The organism is Janthinobacterium agaricidamnosum NBRC 102515 = DSM 9628, assembly GCF_000723165.1.
GTDB lineage: Bacteria > Pseudomonadota > Gammaproteobacteria > Burkholderiales > Burkholderiaceae_D > Janthinobacterium > Janthinobacterium agaricidamnosum.
Map to the genome: position 1 here is coordinate 246,442 of NZ_HG322949.1, position 16,493 is coordinate 262,934.

General features: G+C 58.9%; 14 protein-coding genes. 5 read left to right on the plus strand and 9 right to left on the minus strand.

Translation table 11 applies throughout. From position 1 onward, the window contains the following. Positions 1 to 35 precede the first annotated feature (35 nt). Positions 36 to 788: a metallophosphoesterase family protein gene (locus GJA_RS00910; RefSeq protein ID WP_038487733.1), complete on the plus strand. Its 753-nt coding sequence runs from the start codon at positions 36 to 38 to the stop codon at positions 786 to 788. Between the two features lie 18 nt (positions 789 to 806). On the opposite strand, the gene GJA_RS00915 is transcribed toward GJA_RS00910, so the two are convergent. The 4 genes from GJA_RS00915 to GJA_RS00930 all read right to left on the minus strand — a co-directional run bounded on the left by GJA_RS00915 (position 807) and on the right by GJA_RS00930 (position 6,561). After that, on the minus strand, positions 807 to 2,150 hold the full coding sequence (locus GJA_RS00915) for a sigma-54-dependent transcriptional regulator (protein WP_038487735.1): 1,344 nt from the start codon (positions 2,148 to 2,150) through the stop codon (positions 807 to 809). Beyond that, positions 2,143 to 4,059, minus strand: coding sequence for a sensor histidine kinase (locus GJA_RS00920; RefSeq protein ID WP_242404413.1), 1,917 nt, complete (start codon positions 4,057 to 4,059; stop codon positions 2,143 to 2,145). The genes GJA_RS00915 and GJA_RS00920 overlap by 8 nt, the downstream gene beginning before the upstream one ends. 136 nt (positions 4,060 to 4,195) lie before the next feature. After that, a complete protein-coding gene (locus GJA_RS00925; protein WP_038487738.1) occupies positions 4,196 to 5,197 on the minus strand; it encodes a porin in 1,002 nt (333 codons plus the stop codon). Between the two features lie 53 nt (positions 5,198 to 5,250). Then, entirely contained in the window at positions 5,251 to 6,561 is a 1,311-nt protein-coding gene (locus GJA_RS00930; protein ID WP_051780104.1) for a dicarboxylate/amino acid:cation symporter, read from the minus strand. Between the two features lie 486 nt (positions 6,562 to 7,047). Between GJA_RS00930 and cfa the strand changes: the two genes are divergently transcribed. Then, a complete protein-coding gene (gene cfa, locus GJA_RS00935; RefSeq protein ID WP_242404414.1) occupies positions 7,048 to 8,169 on the plus strand; it encodes a cyclopropane fatty acyl phospholipid synthase in 1,122 nt (373 codons plus the stop codon). Positions 8,170 to 8,310: 141 nt separating this feature from the next. On the opposite strand, the gene GJA_RS00940 is transcribed toward cfa, so the two are convergent. Further along, positions 8,311 to 10,653, minus strand: a complete 2,343-nt coding sequence (locus GJA_RS00940; RefSeq protein WP_038498247.1) for a catecholate siderophore receptor Fiu — start codon at positions 10,651 to 10,653, stop codon at positions 8,311 to 8,313. Positions 10,654 to 10,985: 332 nt separating this feature from the next. On the opposite strand from GJA_RS00940, the gene nudC reads away from it, so the two are divergent. The 3 genes from nudC to GJA_RS00955 all read left to right on the plus strand — a co-directional run bounded on the left by nudC (position 10,986) and on the right by GJA_RS00955 (position 13,786). After that, on the plus strand, positions 10,986 to 11,804 hold the full coding sequence (gene nudC / locus GJA_RS00945; RefSeq protein ID WP_081905194.1) for an NAD(+) diphosphatase: 819 nt from the start codon (positions 10,986 to 10,988) through the stop codon (positions 11,802 to 11,804). A gap of 77 nt (positions 11,805 to 11,881) precedes the next feature. Next, the gene (gene folE, locus GJA_RS00950; RefSeq protein WP_038498253.1) at positions 11,882 to 12,445 is read left to right on the plus strand and encodes a GTP cyclohydrolase I FolE; all 564 of its coding nucleotides are present in this window, start codon (positions 11,882 to 11,884) and stop codon (positions 12,443 to 12,445) included. Between the two features lie 3 nt (positions 12,446 to 12,448). Further along, positions 12,449 to 13,786, plus strand: coding sequence for a thioredoxin family protein (locus tag GJA_RS00955; RefSeq protein WP_051780108.1), 1,338 nt, complete (start codon positions 12,449 to 12,451; stop codon positions 13,784 to 13,786). A gap of 73 nt (positions 13,787 to 13,859) precedes the next feature. Here the strand turns inward: GJA_RS00955 and GJA_RS27025 are convergent, their stop codons facing one another. The 4 genes from GJA_RS27025 to GJA_RS00975 are packed head-to-tail and all read right to left on the minus strand — an operon-like array spanning position 13,860 to position 16,462. Continuing rightward, positions 13,860 to 14,798, minus strand: a complete 939-nt coding sequence (locus tag GJA_RS27025; RefSeq protein WP_144241396.1) for a hypothetical protein — start codon at positions 14,796 to 14,798, stop codon at positions 13,860 to 13,862. A gap of 7 nt (positions 14,799 to 14,805) precedes the next feature. After that, the gene (locus tag GJA_RS27030; RefSeq protein ID WP_144241397.1) at positions 14,806 to 15,126 is read right to left on the minus strand and encodes a hypothetical protein; all 321 of its coding nucleotides are present in this window, start codon (positions 15,124 to 15,126) and stop codon (positions 14,806 to 14,808) included. Between the two features lie 34 nt (positions 15,127 to 15,160). Continuing rightward, positions 15,161 to 16,081 carry a ketopantoate reductase family protein gene (locus tag GJA_RS00970; protein WP_038487747.1) on the minus strand — a complete coding sequence of 307 codons (921 nt, stop codon included), beginning with the start codon at positions 16,079 to 16,081 and terminating at the stop codon, positions 15,161 to 15,163. A 15-nt stretch (positions 16,082 to 16,096) separates the two neighbouring features. Next, positions 16,097 to 16,462, minus strand: coding sequence for a hypothetical protein (locus tag GJA_RS00975; protein ID WP_038487749.1), 366 nt, complete (start codon positions 16,460 to 16,462; stop codon positions 16,097 to 16,099). Positions 16,463 to 16,493: the final 31 nt, after the last annotated feature.

The following is a 16,493-nucleotide window of genomic DNA, read 5'->3' on the forward strand; positions in this document are numbered from 1 at the left end:
GACGGCGGGACCGACCGATATTTTGTGAGGCAAGCATGAGAATCGCGGCAATTTCCGATATCCACGGCAATCTTGGCGCGCTCGACGCGGTGCTGGCCGACATCGCCCGCCGCGGTGTCGACCTCACCGTCAACCTGGGCGATATCCTGTCCGGCGGCTTGCAGCCGCGCGCCACCGCCGACCGGCTGATGATGCTCGATTTTCCTACCATCAAGGGCAACCATGAACGCCAGGTGCTGGCCGGCGATCCATCGCGGATGGACTTGTCCGACCGCTATGCCTATGACACCTTGCGGCCCGACCAGTTGCGCTGGATAGCCAGCTTGCCGGCCACCTTGCGCCTGCCCGGCGAGGTGTTGCTGGTGCATGGCACGCCATCCAGCGACCTGGTGTATTTCCTCGATACGGTGACGCCGGACGGCAGCCGCGCGGCGACGCTGGACGAAGTGGCGAGCCGCGCCGGCGACACGCCAGCCGCGCTGATCTTGTGCGGCCACACGCATCTGCCGCGCCGGGTGCGGCTGGCCGATGGGCGTCTGATCGCCAATCCCGGCAGCGTCGGCTTGCCGGCTTACGACGACGACCATCCGTTCCCCCACAAGATGGAAAACGGCACGCCGCATGCGCGTTATGCGATCGCTGAACGGACGGCGGACGGGGCCTGGTCGGTCGAGCCGGTCGCCGTCGCATACGACTGGGATGGCGCCGCCGCGCTGGCCCTGGCCAACGGCCGGCCGGACTGGGCGCATGCCTTGAAAACCGGCCATGCCGGCGCGTCGCCTGGCTGACCAGCTTAACTGAGTCAGTTACCTGAAGTCTTCGGCCACCAGATTGTATTTCTGCATCTTGTGATACAGGGTTTGTTTCGGCAATCCCAGCACCGCGCACGCTTCGGTGACGTTGCCGGCGTAGTTGCGCAATGCCTGTTCGATCAGCGCCCGTTCGAAGCTGTTGACCTGTTCCGCCAGCGATGCCGCGACCGTGTTGCGGGCCGACAAAATGCCGCTGTCGCCGCCGGCGATGCCGAGCACGAAGCGGTCGGCGATATTGCGCAATTCGCGCACATTGCCGGGCCAGGAATGGGCCATCAGGTTGCGCATCTGCGCGCTCGATACCATTGGCGCGGGACGGTTGTAGCGCGTCGCCGCCGCCAGTACAAAATGTTCGAACAGCATCGGTATGTCTTCACGACGCTCGCGCAGCGGCGGCAAGTGCAGCACGATCAAGTTCAGGCGGTAATATAAATCGCTGCGAAATTTCTGCTGGCGCGACAGATCCTCCAGGTCCAGCTTGGACGCCGCGACGATGCGCACGTCGACCGGCGTCGGGATGTTCGAGCCCAGCCGTTCGATATAACGTTCCTGCAGCACGCGCAGCAATTTGACTTGCAGCGACAGCGGCAAGCTTTCGATTTCATCGAGGAAAAAGGTGCCGTGGTCGGCATGCTCGATCTTGCCGACCTGGCGTTTCGCCGCGCCGGTGAACGAGCCTTGTTCGTGGCCGAACACTTCGCTTTCAAAAATGTTTTCGGGAATCGCGCCGCAATTGACGGCGACGAAATGGTGCTTGCGGCGGTGGCTGTAATCGTGCAGGCAGCGCGCCACCATTTCCTTGCCGGTGCCGGTATCGCCATAGATCAGCACGTCGGCCGGTTCGTCGGCGACGTCGAGGATCAGGCGCCGTATGTCGCGGATCGCCGCCGAATTGCCCAATAAACGCGCTTCGATGCCGTCGCCATCTTCGATCCGGCGGCGCAGGCTGTGCACTTCCAGCATCAGGCGGCGGGTTTCCAGCGCGCGCAGGATCACGTCCACCAGTTGCTCGGAAGAATACGGTTTTTCAATAAAATCGTAGGCGCCGGTGCGCATCGCGTGCACCGCCATCGTGATGTCGCCGTGGCCGGTGACCAGGATTACCGGCAGGTTGCTGTCCAGCGTCTTGACCGCCTGCAATAGATCGAGTCCGCTCATGCCGGGCAGGCGCACGTCGGTAACGATGATGCCGGGAAAATCCGGCGTCAGCAGCCTGTAGGCCTGCTCGGCCGATTCGAAGGCCAGCACGTCCAGTCCGGCCAGTTGCAGCGCCTGTTCGCTGCCTTCGCGCACGGTCGGATCGTCCTCGACCAATAATACTTTCAAGCCGTCAAACATGTTTTCTCTCCTGCTGCGCCATTTGCAGTTCGATGGTAAATACCGCGCCGCCAGCTTCGCTATTTTCTGCGCGCAATACACCGCCGAACTGGCGCGTGATCTGTTCTGAAATCGCCAGTCCCAGGCCGAGGCCCAGTCCCTGCGGTTTGGTGGTGAAGAAGGGTTCGAACAAGTGCTCGCGCACATCATCCGACAGGCCGGAACCGGTGTCGGCCACCTGGATGCAGACCCTGTCATCTTGATGCAAGACCGTCACGGTCAGCGAGCGTACCGCGCTGCCGGCCATCGAGTCGAGCGCGTTGGCGAATAAATTGACCAGCACCTGTTCCAGCCGGTTACTTTCGCACAGGGCGAAGATATCGTCGGGCGGCAAGTTCAAATTGAAGCGTACGTTTTCCACCTGCAAGCGGCGCTCGACCAGGAACAAGGCGTTGCTGATCGCGGTCGGAATCGATACCGATGTCAGGCTGGTGGTCGATTTGCGGGCAAACACTTTTAACTGGCCGGTGATCGCGCCCATGCGCCCGGCGATTTGCGAAATCTTGGCCAGGTTTTTCCTGGCGTCGTCCAGGCGGCCCCGCTCCAGCAAGATCACGGCATTGTCGGACATGGTGCGCAGCGCCGTCAAAGGCTGGTTCAGCTCGTGCGTGATGCTGGCCGACATTTGTCCCAGCACCGCCATCTTGCCCGCCTGGAATAGTTCGTTTTGCGTCAAGTGCAGTTTCTGTTCGGCCTGGCTGCGCACCGCGATTTCCTGGCTCAGGCTTTGCGTCATCGCATTCAATTCCGACGTGCGTTCGGCCACCATGGTTTCCAGGTTGGAATATGCGTATTCCAGGTCTTCCTTGGCCAGCAGTTTTTGCGCCAGCGCCTGGCGCCGCTGGCGCATATAAAAGAACAGCAGCAAGAAAAAGCCCAGCACCACGGCGGAAAACGCGGCGGCGGCCTGGGCGCTGGCATGGGCCTGGCTCAGGTCGGACAAATAAATGAATTGCCAGCCGGCCGGCGATTTCAGTGTTAGCCGTGTCATCACGCTGGCACTGGTTTTCGACGGCGTGCCGTACACGCTCTGGTCGCGCATCGATACTACCCGCGCGCCATTGCCCAGCAATTTGTCGGACAGGAAGGGGATCGGATCGAGCCGTTGCGAATAATACTGGCGCGTCTGGCGCAGTAACTCGAAGACCTCGGGCGCCAGCGGCGCCAGCGTCTTGTATTTCCAGGACGGTACGGAGGTCAGGAAAACCACGCCATGCTCATCGGCCAGCATCACCTTGTCGGCGCCCTGGGTCCAGCGTTTTTCGAGACTTTCGATATTTACCTTGACGGTGGCCAGGCCCAGCATCTTGCCGTTTTGATAGATGCCGTGGGCAAAGAAGTAACCCGGCTGCAGCGTGGTCGTGCCGACCCCGTAAAAGCGGCCCGGCGTGCCGCGCAACGCATCTTGCGCATAGGGGCGAAAGGAAATATTGTCGCCGATAAAGCTGCCGGAATCTTCGCGCCAATTGCTGGTCGCGTTGGTAATGCCGCTCAAGTTGCTGATATAAATCGCCGCCGACCTGGCCTGGGAATTCATTTGTTCCAGGTACAGATTGACCGACTGGACCAGGGCCGGATCGTCCGGATTTTGCAGCAGCCGTATCACTTCCTTGTTCAGTTCCAGCGTCTTCGGCAGGTAATCGTATTTTTGCAGCGCGTTTTCCAGGCTGCTGACATACACTTCCAGCCTTTGCGTGCCGCTCTCCTGCAGCTTGCCGATGGCGATGCGCTCGGTCCAGAAATACACCAGGTAGACGATCGCCAGGAAACCGGCCAGCACCAGGCAGGCGGCCATCGACTTGCGGCCCGACCATAAGCCGGCCCGTTGCCGCCCGCGGATTGCGCTTTTGCTGCCCTTATTCGTCTTCATGGCGTATTTTACCTTTGCCTTGATGCAAGGTGCTGCATAAGGCGCTGACACATAAAAAAAGCCGCGAAACTAATGTTCCGCGGCTAAAGCTTGCCGGAGACAAGCGGGGATCTGTCAGGCGCTTTCTAAATGGTACTTAAAAAGTGTGACGCATGCCCAGGTTAATGCCGCTATTGCCGGTGCCATCGTCGGTCGCATTGCCGACCTTGAAGGCTGCGCCGTTCTGGTTGTTGATGCGGGCATAAGCCAGATACAGGTCGGTGCGTTTCGACAGCCTGTGCAAGCCGCCCAGCGCCCATTGGCTGGCGTCGAGGTTGGCGGCGCTCTTGTCGTTGTGGCGGATGTAGGAAACCAGCAGGCTGTTCGCGCCGAACGGCACCGTCAGGCCAAGCAAGACATCGTTGCTTTTCACGGCGGCGAGCGCCTTGTTGTCGGCATAGCCCAGGTGCACTTGCAGCACGCGGAAATTGTATTTGGCCGCCAGCAAGGTGTTCTTGCTTTGGTCGGTGGCGCCGACATTGTCATGCCGGTGATGGTTCAGCGACGCCGTCAACGGGCCGTTGTCATAGCTGAGCGTGGCGCCGATGCTGCGGTTGCTGGTATTGCTGTCCGGCTTTTCGCCAAAGCCATACGCCACGTCGGCGCCGAAACCGTTCACTTTCGGGGTCGAATACTGGACCATATTATTGATCCGGATATTGGTCTCCATCAAGTTCGACGCAGTGCCGGCCAGGCCGATGACGAACGGATCGGCGATGTCGCGCAGCGCCAGGTAATACGGCGAATACTGGCGCCCCAGCGTGACCGCGCCGGCCGTACCGGACAAGCCGACATAAGCTTGCCGGCCAAACAGCAAACCGCCCTGGCCGGAAGCGCCGGTATCCAGGCTGAAACCACTTTCGAGAACGAAATTGGCGGCCAGGCCGCCACCCAAGTCTTCCTTGCCCTTGAAGCCGATGCGCGAACCGGACGCCACACCGCTGCTGATATTGGTGTGGCGGCCATTGCCATTTTCTACCACCAGGCCGGCGTCGGCGACGCCGTAGAGGGAGATGCCGGACTGGGCCAATACGGCGCCCGATGCCATGGTCATGACAACAGCGGACAGCGGCAGCAAGGAAAACAAGTTCTTTTTCATGGTTTCTCGTCTCTTTTATAGTGTTACGGTTTGGAAAATCCGTCGGCTTGAAACTATGCGGCTTTGCGCTCCGCCAGGCCCCCGCTCAATTCCGCCTGGGCAGCCAGCGCCGCATTGCGCGCCATGTCTTCTTCGCTGGCGAGTCCGCCTTCCCACTTGGCGACGACCGCGGTCGCCACCGCATTGCCGACCGCATTGGTGGCCGAACGGCCCATGTCGAGGAAGTGGTCGATACCCATCAGCAGCAGCAAGCCTGCTTCAGGAATGTGGAATTGATTCAGCGTCGCGGCGATCACCACCAGCGAGGCGCGCGGCACGCCGGCGATGCCTTTCGAGGTCAGCATCAGCAGCAGCAGCATGGTAATTTGGGTACCAATCGGCAAATCGATGCCATATGCCTGGGCAATGAACAGCACCGCGAAGGTGCAATACATCATCGAACCGTCCAGGTTGAACGAATAGCCCATCGGCAGCACGAAGCTGGAAATCTTGCGGTCGACGCCGAACTGGTCCAGCGCCACCAGCAGTTTGGGATACGCCGCTTCGGAACTGGCGGTCGAGAACGCCAGCAGGAACGGTTCGCGGATCAGGCCGACCAGCTTGAATACGCGTGGGCCGATCACGGCAAAACCGGCGGCGATCAGCAGCAGCCACAGGCATGCCATGCCCAGGTAGAAGCCGCCCATGAATTTGGCGAACGTGGCCAGCACGCCCAGGCCGTGGCTGGTGACCACCGACGCAATCGCGGCAAACACGGCCAGCGGCGCCATCGACATGATGGTGCCGGTGATGCGCAACATGACTTGCGCCAGTTGGTCGATCATCGCCGTCAGTATCTTGGCCGATTCGCCGAGGCCGGCCAGCGCGCTGCCGAAGAAGATCGAAAACACCAGCACTTGCAGGATTTCATTATTGGCCATCGCCTCGATCGGCGATTTCGGCACCAGATGGGTGAAGAAGTCCTTCAAGGTGAAGGCGGCGACTTTCAGGTCGGTACTGGCGCCGATATCGGGCAAGGGCAAGTCCAGATGGGTGCCCAGTTGCATGATGTTGGACAAGATCAGGCCCAGCGTCAGCGATACCAGCGACGCAACCATGAACCAGCACACGGCCTTGACGCCGATGCGGCCGGCGGTCTTGCCGTCGCCCATGTGAGCGATGCCGACCGTCAAGGTCGAGAACACCAGCAGCGCGATGATCATCTTGATCAGGCGCAGGAAGACGTCGGTGACGATCGAAATATTGGCAGCGATGTCGGCGCTGGTTTTTATATCCGGAAATGTTTCATGGCAGGTATAACCCACCAAAATGCCCAATACCATTGCTACCAGGATGTATACGGTTAATGGCCGTTTCTTTTTCATCTTGATTTCTCCAATTGTTTCCCCGCTTTAGCGGATTGTTTATTCCCCGGCATCTCCAACCTTGATCAAGTTGCTTCTTTGATAAAAGTTTTCGTATGCAGACTCTTTGCTCCAGAAGCCATTACTAAGCAAATCGCGTGCCTGCTTGTCATAAAACGGTAATAATTGCCAAGCGTTTGATTTTCAACAAGTTTTTTCGACACCTTATCGACCGGGCCAAGCCGCCGCACCAGATGTTGGACGCACGGCCGCGTGGCTGTATGAGTTTTCATAACGCTAACGCTGCTGGAGAGGGAGGTGACTGGTGGATAATTCGATAGTTATTCACGATGGAATTCATGGATTTAATCAATTATTCAAATATTGATGACTTTGCTAAAGTGACTCTTCATCAGCGCCTTGGCGCGCCATGCCTGACGATCAGGAGTAACTGTGCAAGAATCTCTACCCATACCGATGCCGGATGCAAAGTTGGTTCCGGCTGCAATGAATGGTTCCAAGCTGCATCAAGCAACGCTGGAATTGCTGGATCACGCCGGCATCCGCATCAATGGCGACCGGCCCTGGGATATGCGCTTGCTGCGCCCGGGCGTGCCGGAGCGGGCCTTTGCGCAAGGCAACCTGGGCCTGGGCGACGCCTATGTCGACGGTGATTGGGAAGCCGAGCGGCTGGATGAATTTTTCGACCGTTTGCTGCGCACCCGGATGACCGGCCAGATCCAGCCGCTACGCCTGCTGGGCCAGGTGTTCGCCGCCAAATTCCTGAACCTGCAAAACGTCGCGCGTGCGCGCCGGGTCGGCGAAGTTCATTACGACCTGGGCAATGATTTTTACGGCGCCATGCTCGATCCGCGCATGACCTATACCTGCGGTTATTGGGAAACGGCAAGCACGCTGGAACAGGCGCAGGAAGCGAAGCTCGACCTGATTTGCCGCAAGCTGCGCCTGCAACCCGGCATGCGCGTGCTCGACATCGGCTGCGGCTGGGGCAGTTTCATGGCGTTCGCGGCCGAGCGCTATGGCGTGCAGGCGGTCGGTGTCAGCATCTCGAAGGAGCAGGTGGCCTGGGCCCGGCAGCGTTACGCCGGTCTGCCGCTGGAATTCCGCTTGCAGGATTACCGCGCCATCGACGGGCAATTCGATGCGATCGTCAGCATCGGCATGTTTGAACATGTGGGCCGCAAGAATCACCGCACCTATATGGAGCTGGTCCACCGCTGCCTGAAGCCGGGCGGCCTGTTCTTGCTGCATACGATAGGCAAGAACCAGCGCCGCTCGACGCCCGATCCCTGGATCGGCAAATACATTTTCCCGAATGGCGACTTGCCGTCGGCCGGGCAGATCGGCGATGCGGTCGATGACTTGTTCGTGGTTGAGGACGTGCACAATTTCGGCGCCGATTACGACAAGACGCTGATGGCCTGGCACGACAATTTTATCCAGGCCTGGCCGCGCTTCGCGGCGCAATTGGGGCCGCGTTTTTACCGCATGTGGCGTTATTACCTGCTGTCATGCGCCGGCGCCTTCCGCGCCCGCGACATCCAGTTGTGGCAATGGGTGTTGTCCAGGGATAGCCTCGGCGATGGCTATCGCCGGGAAACGATTTGATTGTTACAGGAGAAGGAGCTGAAGATGAGCCAAGACTTGAAAATGCTGGTCGACCTGCTGCGCGGTATCGATCAGCCCGGATCGCCATAAAAAAGCCCTCCCAGGCCGTGTTGCCTGGAAGGGCCATGCCGATGGCGCCGCTTAGAACTTGACGTTGGCGGTCAGGCTGAACGAGCGTGGCGTGCCCGGCGTGTAGCGGAAGCCGCTCTTGTTGATCGCCGCGACATAGCTCTTGTCGCCGAGGTTGTAGACGTTCAATTGCAGGTCGACATTCTTGCTGATGCTGTAAGCCGCCATCGCATCGACCACCCAGTAGGCGTCGACCTTGGCCGGGGTGCCGACGGCGCCGTCTGTGCCGCGCAGCAAGTCGCCGACATAACGCGCGCCGCCGCCGATTTTCAGGCCGAATGGCAAGGTGTACGAGGTCCAGCTGGTGAATGCCTGTTTCGGTGTGTAGCTGAGGTTGTTGATGCCGCTGGCGGTCACCACCTTGCCCGATTCGACGCTGGTATTCATGCGGGTGTAGCCGGCGCTGACCAGCCAGTTGCGCATGATTTCGCCGGTCACGCCGAGTTCGACGCCTTGCACGCGTTTTTTACCCGTTTGATAGAACAGCAAATCGACCGGATCTTGCTCGACTTCATTTTTGACATCGGTCTGGTACAGCGCCGCGGTGAACGACAATTTCTGTTTCAGGAAATCCCACTTGGTGCCGATTTCCTTGCTGGTGGTTTGTTGTGGATCATAGTTAGGATTTTGCGCACTGTTGGCAGCCGTGCTCAGCGCAAAGTTGGTGCCCGGCGGCGCTTTCGACGTGGCCCACAGCGCATACACGCTGCTGTCCTGGGTCGGTTTGTAGACCACCGACAATTTGCCGTTGACCAAGGTATCACTGAGCGAGATATTGGTCGGGATCGGCGTGCCAACCGGCAATGGCTGGACCGCAGGCGGCGTGACGGCCGCCTGCAGCGCCACGGCATTGTATTTGGTGCTGAAATGGTCGAAACGCACACCGCCGTTGAATTGCCATTTCTCGCTGACCTTCAGCGTATCGAACAGGTACACGCTCTGGGTATCGACGGTGCCTTCGGTAAACGCGCCGCTGCGCTGCGGATTGAAGCCGGTGACCGGGTCGTTCGGATTCGGGTGGTACAGATTGGCCGGCGGCAGGGTGCCCATGCTGGCCGGGACATAGCTGTAATTGGTTTGTTTTTCATTGGTCAATTCCAGGCCGCCCACCACCGTATGCTTGACGGCGCCGGTATTAAATTCGGCCGTCACCGTGGTCTGGTTGGTCAGGATGGCGTTTTCCTGGTCCTTGACGGTGCGCAGCGAACGCGCCAGCGTCCACGTCGCCGGGTTGGCCGGGTTCGGCGTCTGCAGGTTGGCGGTGTTGGCCATGAAGGCGGTCAGCAGATAATCCTGCTTGGTCTTGCCGTAGCGCGTGGTGTTTTGCAACTTCAGGTTCGGCGAAAAATCGTGTTCGATGCGCACCGTCGCCATGTCGGCCTTGACCTTGTCGTAATCCGAGGCCGAACCATAAAAATTGTGCGGATCGACCGGCGCCGCCGAGTTCAGGAAGGTGCGGATCACCTTGTTGGTGGCGGTGATGGTGTCCGGCGTGCTGTAGCCAGGCAGGCCGATGGTCGGCACGCCTCCATCCGGCACATTGTTCTGGTCCACATGCAGGTAGCTGGCGATCACGCGGGTCGGCGAACCGAGGCCGAAGGTGACGGTGGGCGCGACGGCCCAGCGCTTGTTCTTGACCTGGTTGCGTCCGGCGACGCCGCTATCCTGGTCCAGCAAGTTCAGGCGGAAGGCCGTGCCGCTGTCGGCGTCGATGACATGGTTCCAGTCGGCGGTAACGCGTTTCTGGTCGGCGCTGCCGACCGTGACCAGCGAATTGAAGGCGTTTTCCATGGTCGCCGTTTTCGAGGTCAGGTTGATCGAGCCGGTCGGCGAGCTGCGTCCGCTGTCGGTGCCGGACGGGCCTTTCAAGACATCGATCTGTTCGATGTTGAACACGTCGCGCGAAATCGAGCCGACATCGCGCACATTGTCGACATAGATGCTGCCGGAGGTGTCGAAACCGCGCATATAGATCGCGTCGCCGGTGTTGGTGCTGCCGTTTTCACCGAGGAAGAAAGTCCCCACGCCCGGCGTGTTGCGCAGCGCGTCGGTCAGCGTCAGCGCGCCTTGCTGCTCGATCAATTCCTTCTTGATGACCACCACGGTTTGCGGCGTGTCGATCAGTTTCTCGGTGTATTTCGGCGATGCCGCCTTGTCGGCCTTGAAGTCGTTTTCCTTGGCGCCGAGAATTTTTACTTCCGGCAAGGACTGGTTGCCGCTGGCAGCTTGCGACTGTGCACTGGCGGCAGGATCGGCGGCGTGGGCGGCGACCGGCAGCAGCATGACTGCCAGCGCGGTGCTCATGTGTTGGTTAAAACGGGACTGTGCGTGTTTACGGCTTTTGATCTGCGCCATGTGCATCTCTCGGTTGTCATTGTTAAAAGCAGGAATGAGAAATGACTGGCTGGCTATGCTGGAATGCGGCCCGTGGCGGGTCTGGCTGGCGGTCGGATTCTCTCCAATATACTCGCCAATTGTAATAACTTGTAATCAGTCTGTAAATGAGAATTATTATCAGTCGCATTTGTGCAACGGCGGCGGAGTTTTGTAACAAGCCCGTAACATACCTTGCGCAACAGCGTCTGCTGCTGTTACAGGCGTTACCTTGTATGATGCTTGTCTGACGTAATTTATATACCGTTGGTAATCATTCCATTTCCGATGTCCCCTTTGACGCCTGGCCGACCATGTTAGCAACCCCCGACACTTTCATCCCGCTGCTCACCGCGCAAACCCATGCCGATCCGCTGACTTTTGTGTTTCACCGTGGCCGTTTGCTGTTGCGTGAAGCCGGCCTGGATTTGCCGGATGCGGCCTTCCTGGCGCGCGCCGCCATCGATGTCGCGCAGGCGCAGCCGGTGGGCTTGTGGCATGGCCGCTATTGCCAGACAGTGGCGGTGGATGACGACAGTTTGCCCGGAGATGAGTGCGCTTATCATGGCTTGCGCGCACTGTTCAACGAAGTCGACGATGGCTTCCTGGGCCTGGCCGGCCGCGCCGGCCAAATCGCCGAATGGGCGCGCACTCACCGCTATTGCGGCGTGTGCGCCACGCCGATGGGGCTGGCTCCCGGCGAGCGCTGCTTCAAGTGCCCGGCTTGCGGCATGATGGCGTATCCGCGCATATCGCCGGCGATGATGGTCTTGATACGCAAGGGCGATGCCGTGTTGCTGGCGATGCACACCAACTCGCCATCGAAGCGCTACAGCCCGCTGGCCGGTTTTCTGGAAGCGGGCGAATCGATCGAAGAAGCGGTGCACCGCGAAGTGATGGAAGAAGTCGGCTTGCGCGTGCATAACTTGAAATATTTCATGAGCCAATCCTGGCCATTCCCCCATTCGCTGATGATCGCCTTCACCGCCGACTACCTCGACGGCGAGATCCGGCTCGATCAGAACGAGATCGCCGAGGCGCGCTGGTTCGGTCCGGACGAGGCGTGGGAAGCCACTTCCAGCGTGTCGATTTCGGCCATGTTGGTGCAGGCGCACCGGCAACAGGCGCGCTAAATCGCATACTGCGGGCTGATCGGGATGCCACATTTTCTATATACTGGCGGCAATTGCAATTTTTGAGGTATTTCAGCATGTCCAAAGAAGAATTCACAGAAAACGACTGGCGCCGCCTGCTGGTCAGTCTGGGCGAAGACCCGCAACGCACCGGCTTGCTGGAAACGCCGGCGCGCGTCGCCAAGGCCTGGAAGCACTGGACTTCCGGTTATGGTCAGGATCCGGTCGAACTGTTGAAGGCTTTTGAAGATGGTGCAGAGCAATACAATGAATTGATCGTGGTGCGCGGCATTCCCGTGTACAGCCATTGCGAACATCATCTGGCGCCGTTTTTCGGCCGCGCCACCATCGGTTACGTTCCAAACGGCAAAATCGTCGGCTTGTCGAAACTGACCCGCCTGGTCGATTGCTACGCCAAGCGCCTGCAAGTGCAGGAACGCATGACGATCCAGATCGCCAATTCCCTGATGGAAGTGCTGGAACCGAAAGCCGTCGGCGTGGTCGTGCGCTGCCGCCATATGTGCATGGAAAGCCGCGGCATCCGCACCCAGGGCGAAGAAACCGTCACCTCGGCGATGCTGGGCGAGTTGCAGCCCAACCTGGCGCTGCGCACCGAATTCCTGGCGCTGGCCCGCGAGTAAACCATGGCGACGGCAATCGACTGGAGCGCAGGCGGCTTCGATGCCGCCGCCGCATTTTCCGCCGCTGAAAACCGGCCGCTGTTCCTGTATTGGGGCGCGGCCTGGTGTCCTCCCTGCAACCGCAGCAAATCCGACCTGTTCGCGCGGGCCGACTTCGCCGCGTTGGTGAACGCCGCCGTGCCGGTGTTTCTCGACGGTGACAGCGGCGGCGCCCAGCAACTGGCGGCGCGCCTCAAATTGCGCAGCTACCCGACGCTGGTGCTGTACCGGCCCGATGGCCAAGAAGTCATGCGCTTGCCGTGCGAACCGGATGGCGAGGTCGGTATCGATATCGTCAAGCTGGCGCTGGCTGCGCAGTACACTGCCGCCGAATCGCTGCACGCGGCGCTGTCGGGGACACGCGCCTTGCAGGCCGATGAATGGCGCGTGCTCAGTTATTACTCCTGGGATACCGACGAAGGACAATTGCTGGGCCAGCGCGCGCTGTCGGACACGCTGGCTGAGCTGGTATCGCTTTGTCCGCCGGGCAACGCGGCGCAGCGCTTGCTGTTGCAAACGATGAGCGTGGGCGCCGGCGCGCCGGATGCCGACGCGTTGCTGCGCATCCTCGGCGATGTCGGCCTGGCGCGCGCCAATATGGATTTGCTGTGCAACAACGGCTTAAAACTGATCAAGTTCGCCGCCGTGCCGGGCAGCGCCATGCACGGCGCGCTGGTGGCGGCGCTGTATGCGGCGGCGGGAATCTTTGCCGACGACATCTGGCTGACCACGCCGGACCGCATGGCCGCCTTGCGCCTGCAAGTACGCCTGCTGCGCTCGGGCGTTGCCGATGCCGGTTTGCCCGATCGCTTGCCTCGCCTGGTTGCCGAGCTCGGCCAGCAAACCGACGATCCCCAGCAGCGCCACGCGCTGGTGAATGCGGCCGCCGGCGCCTTCAGCGACGCCGGTTTGCTCGATGCATCCGATGCCTTGCTAAACGCCGAACTGGGGCGCAGCCATGCGCCGTTTTATTTCATGCACAATCTGGCGGCCAACGCCCGGCGGCGCGGCGATGCGGCCGCTGTGCTGGATTGGCAGCAGCAAGCCTGGCAAGAAGCAACTGGCCCGGCGACCCGTTTGCAATGGGGCGCGACCTATTTCCTGAGCTTGGTCGAATTGGCGCCATCGGCACATGCTCGGATTGAGCAAGCGGCGGCCGGCATGTTGCGCGATGTCCAGGCCACGCCGGATGCTGTTTACCAGCGTAATCGGAGCCAGATGCTGCGTATTGCGGCGAAATTGAGCGGCGATGGTCTCGCCGTATCGGCCTTGCGGGAAGCCCTGCGGCAAGTTGCCGCCTGATTCCCGCGGACCGCCAGCGGTCTAAATCTACCGCCTTCGCCTCGCGATCCGGTTGGCCTGCATAGATGATCTTTTATTTCAATCGAGAATGTCCATCCGTTTTCGGAGGAGGAAAGCTGCTTTGAGGAGTATATTGCTCCCACAGCGCTTTGACATCGTACTTTGTTTCTATCTCTTCCATTGTATTATCCTGCTTGAATTTAATGACTTTTGTGCTGTATTCCACCCATGGTGGAGGACATGGTTTTCCTTCTTTTACAAAATGCACATGGCTTTGTACATCGGGATTATTTCGATTTCTGTAAATCCAGCGTAATTCCGCTCCTGTATAAGCGCGCGTCTTGGCCGTGTTTGACTGTTCATTATTTGAACCTGTTGGATTGTCATAGGAAGCCGATTTCCGCACTACTGCTTCCATGTCAAGTCCATCCAGCACAAAATGCACATGTTTTTTTGCAACGCTGGTGGCCCAATATAAACCGCCTTTTACCTTCCTGCGTAAAATGCTATTTTCAGTATTATTGGGTGATTTCGCCATTAATGCAGACCTGTATTTATAATGTTGCTTTAACGTGTCTTTGAACGATGTCTCTTCAGCAGGAGGCATTTTTTGATCGTTATTACGTTCATGTTGGGCTATTCTGTAATTATCTATCCTGCATGGAGTGAGCCTGGCTTTCAGCCGATAATCTATATGATATTTCCTTGCCCTTTCTCCGTTAGGACCTTTTTCAAGTCCATAAACCAGGTCGCCTTTCTGGAAAGTTCGCGGGGCAAATGGTGGCTGTTCTCCCGCGTTAAATGAAGTTCTTTCCTGTTTTAACAATGTTCTCTCAAAGTTGCCTCGAGTCTTGGCTTGATCGGGGTATTTTGGTAACGATGGAGAGCCTGTTCCGCCAGCAGGGTTGGTGTTTTGACGTGGCCGGCCCTCAGTAACTGGCCCGGCAGGAGCGAAACTGGTTGAAGGAATTTCGGCAGGCATTCTGGGAGGAATGGTTCTAAAAGGTAACATTCTGTTCCTAAGGGATTGGTTCGTTCGATTGAGTGCTGAGTGTGGTGAAAATCACTGGCATCACATCCAGCAGGATTAGTGTCCGGAAGAGCTTTTTTTTTGAGTGGTACTGGAAACGGAAAAGTTCCAGGTTGATTTGCTCAGCCTGCTCGAATCGGCGCCATCGGCACATGATCGGATTGAGCAAGCGGCGGCCGGCAAGTTGCGCGATGTCCAGGCCACGCCGGATGCTGTTTACCAGCGTAATCGGAGCCAGATGCTGCGTATTGCGGCGAAATTGAGCGGCGATGGTCTCGCCGTATCGGCCTTGCGGGAAGCCCTGCGGCAAGTTGCCGCCTGATTCCCGCGGACCGCCAGCGGTCTTAGCCCGCCTGTGATTCGATCACCTTGATGATGTTGAACAAGGTCTGGTTCACCGGCGTCGGCACGCCAACTTGTGCGCCCAGCTCGATCACCGCCCTGGCGAAGATATCCACTTCGGTCTGGCGGCCGGCCTCGACATCTTGCAGCATCGACGTCTTACCGGCCGGATTGAGCGTGCCGATGATGTGCATGAAGCCATCCAGGTCGGTTTGCGTCAGGTTGATCTCCATTTTCTGCGAAATGGCCATTACTTCATGCATCGCCAGCAGCATCAGCTGGCGCGCCTGTGCATTTTGCTGGAATACGCCATACGGCGCGCGCAGCACCGCCGACGCCTGGTTGATGCCGACATTCATCATGAACTTTCCCCACAGGGATTGATACATGTTTTCCGGGATCTGATGGGGGATGGCGGCTTGTTCAAACAGTTCCTTGACGGCCGCGACAGGGCCGGACAGCACCTTGTTATTGTGGGCGCCGAACACGACTTTTCCCTTGTTCTTGAAGACAATCTGCTTGCCATCGCGCACCGCATCCATGCCCACGCCATATGCATACAGCAAATGGTCCATGCCATGGGCCGCGCCTATCATTTGCTCGCTGGACACGCCGTTCAGCAGCGAAATGATGATGGTGCCGCTGCCGATGAAGGCGGCGATGTCATTGATGGCATCCGGCAACTGGTGGTGTTTGACGCTGACGATGATCAGGTCGGCCGGCGCTTGCGTGGCGTCGCCCGGTTCGATGAACGTGAAGTCATAGTGCTTGTCATTGATGACGATGCCCTGCTGCTGGAACGCCGCGCTTCTTTTTTTGCTGGCGATAATCTTGACCGACTTGGGGTCCATATCGTACAGGCTGGCGGCATAAATGGCGCCCAGCGCGCCCAGGCCGATAATATAGGTGTTGGCAATCTTCATGACTGGAACGGACGGTTAATAGCGGTACTCGCTGACCACATGCTTGGTGAAGTTGTACTTGCTGCCGCCTTGCAGCAAATCGATCAGCCGCTTCGGCGCGGCCGCCGTCATGAAGGCGTCGGCGGCGCCGTCCGTGCTGCGGAATTTCATCGCCGGACTGAGGATCTGGCCGCCCTTGATGGTCAGGTGCTGGAAGCTTTTGGTCTTTTCATTGTTGAGCACGAAATGCAAATCCTGCTTGAAGGTCAGGAACGGGATTTTCAGCCACCAGCCTTCATCCGTGCCATATGCCACCACGCTGGAAAAATGGGTGTTCTTGTCGGTCAGCGCAGGTTTGCCGAGGCGGTCGTTGATGCGTTTGATGGCTTCGATCTTGGTCATGCTGTTTCTTCTCGTTTCTTAATGGAGTGGC

Coding starts and splice junctions, on each gene's coding strand:
- GJA_RS00930 (WP_051780104.1), bottom strand. CDS start 6,561: ATGAAAAAGAAACGGCCATTAACCGTATACATCCTGGTAGCAATGGTA.
- folE (WP_038498253.1), top strand. CDS start 11,882: ATGTCCAAAGAAGAATTCACAGAAAACGACTGGCGCCGCCTGCTGGTC.
- GJA_RS00955 (WP_051780108.1), top strand. CDS start 12,449: ATGGCGACGGCAATCGACTGGAGCGCAGGCGGCTTCGATGCCGCCGCC.
- nudC (WP_081905194.1), top strand. CDS start 10,986: ATGTTAGCAACCCCCGACACTTTCATCCCGCTGCTCACCGCGCAAACC.
- GJA_RS00940 (WP_038498247.1), bottom strand. CDS start 10,653: ATGGCGCAGATCAAAAGCCGTAAACACGCACAGTCCCGTTTTAACCAA.
- GJA_RS00970 (WP_038487747.1), bottom strand. CDS start 16,081: ATGAAGATTGCCAACACCTATATTATCGGCCTGGGCGCGCTGGGCGCC.
- GJA_RS00920 (WP_242404413.1), bottom strand. CDS start 4,059: ATGAAGACGAATAAGGGCAGCAAAAGCGCAATCCGCGGGCGGCAACGG.
- GJA_RS00975 (WP_038487749.1), bottom strand. CDS start 16,462: ATGACCAAGATCGAAGCCATCAAACGCATCAACGACCGCCTCGGCAAA.
- GJA_RS27025 (WP_144241396.1), bottom strand. CDS start 14,798: ATGTTACCTTTTAGAACCATTCCTCCCAGAATGCCTGCCGAAATTCCT.
- cfa (WP_242404414.1), top strand. CDS start 7,048: ATGAATGGTTCCAAGCTGCATCAAGCAACGCTGGAATTGCTGGATCAC.
- GJA_RS00910 (WP_038487733.1), top strand. CDS start 36: ATGAGAATCGCGGCAATTTCCGATATCCACGGCAATCTTGGCGCGCTC.
- GJA_RS00925 (WP_038487738.1), bottom strand. CDS start 5,197: ATGAAAAAGAACTTGTTTTCCTTGCTGCCGCTGTCCGCTGTTGTCATG.
- GJA_RS00915 (WP_038487735.1), bottom strand. CDS start 2,150: ATGTTTGACGGCTTGAAAGTATTATTGGTCGAGGACGATCCGACCGTG.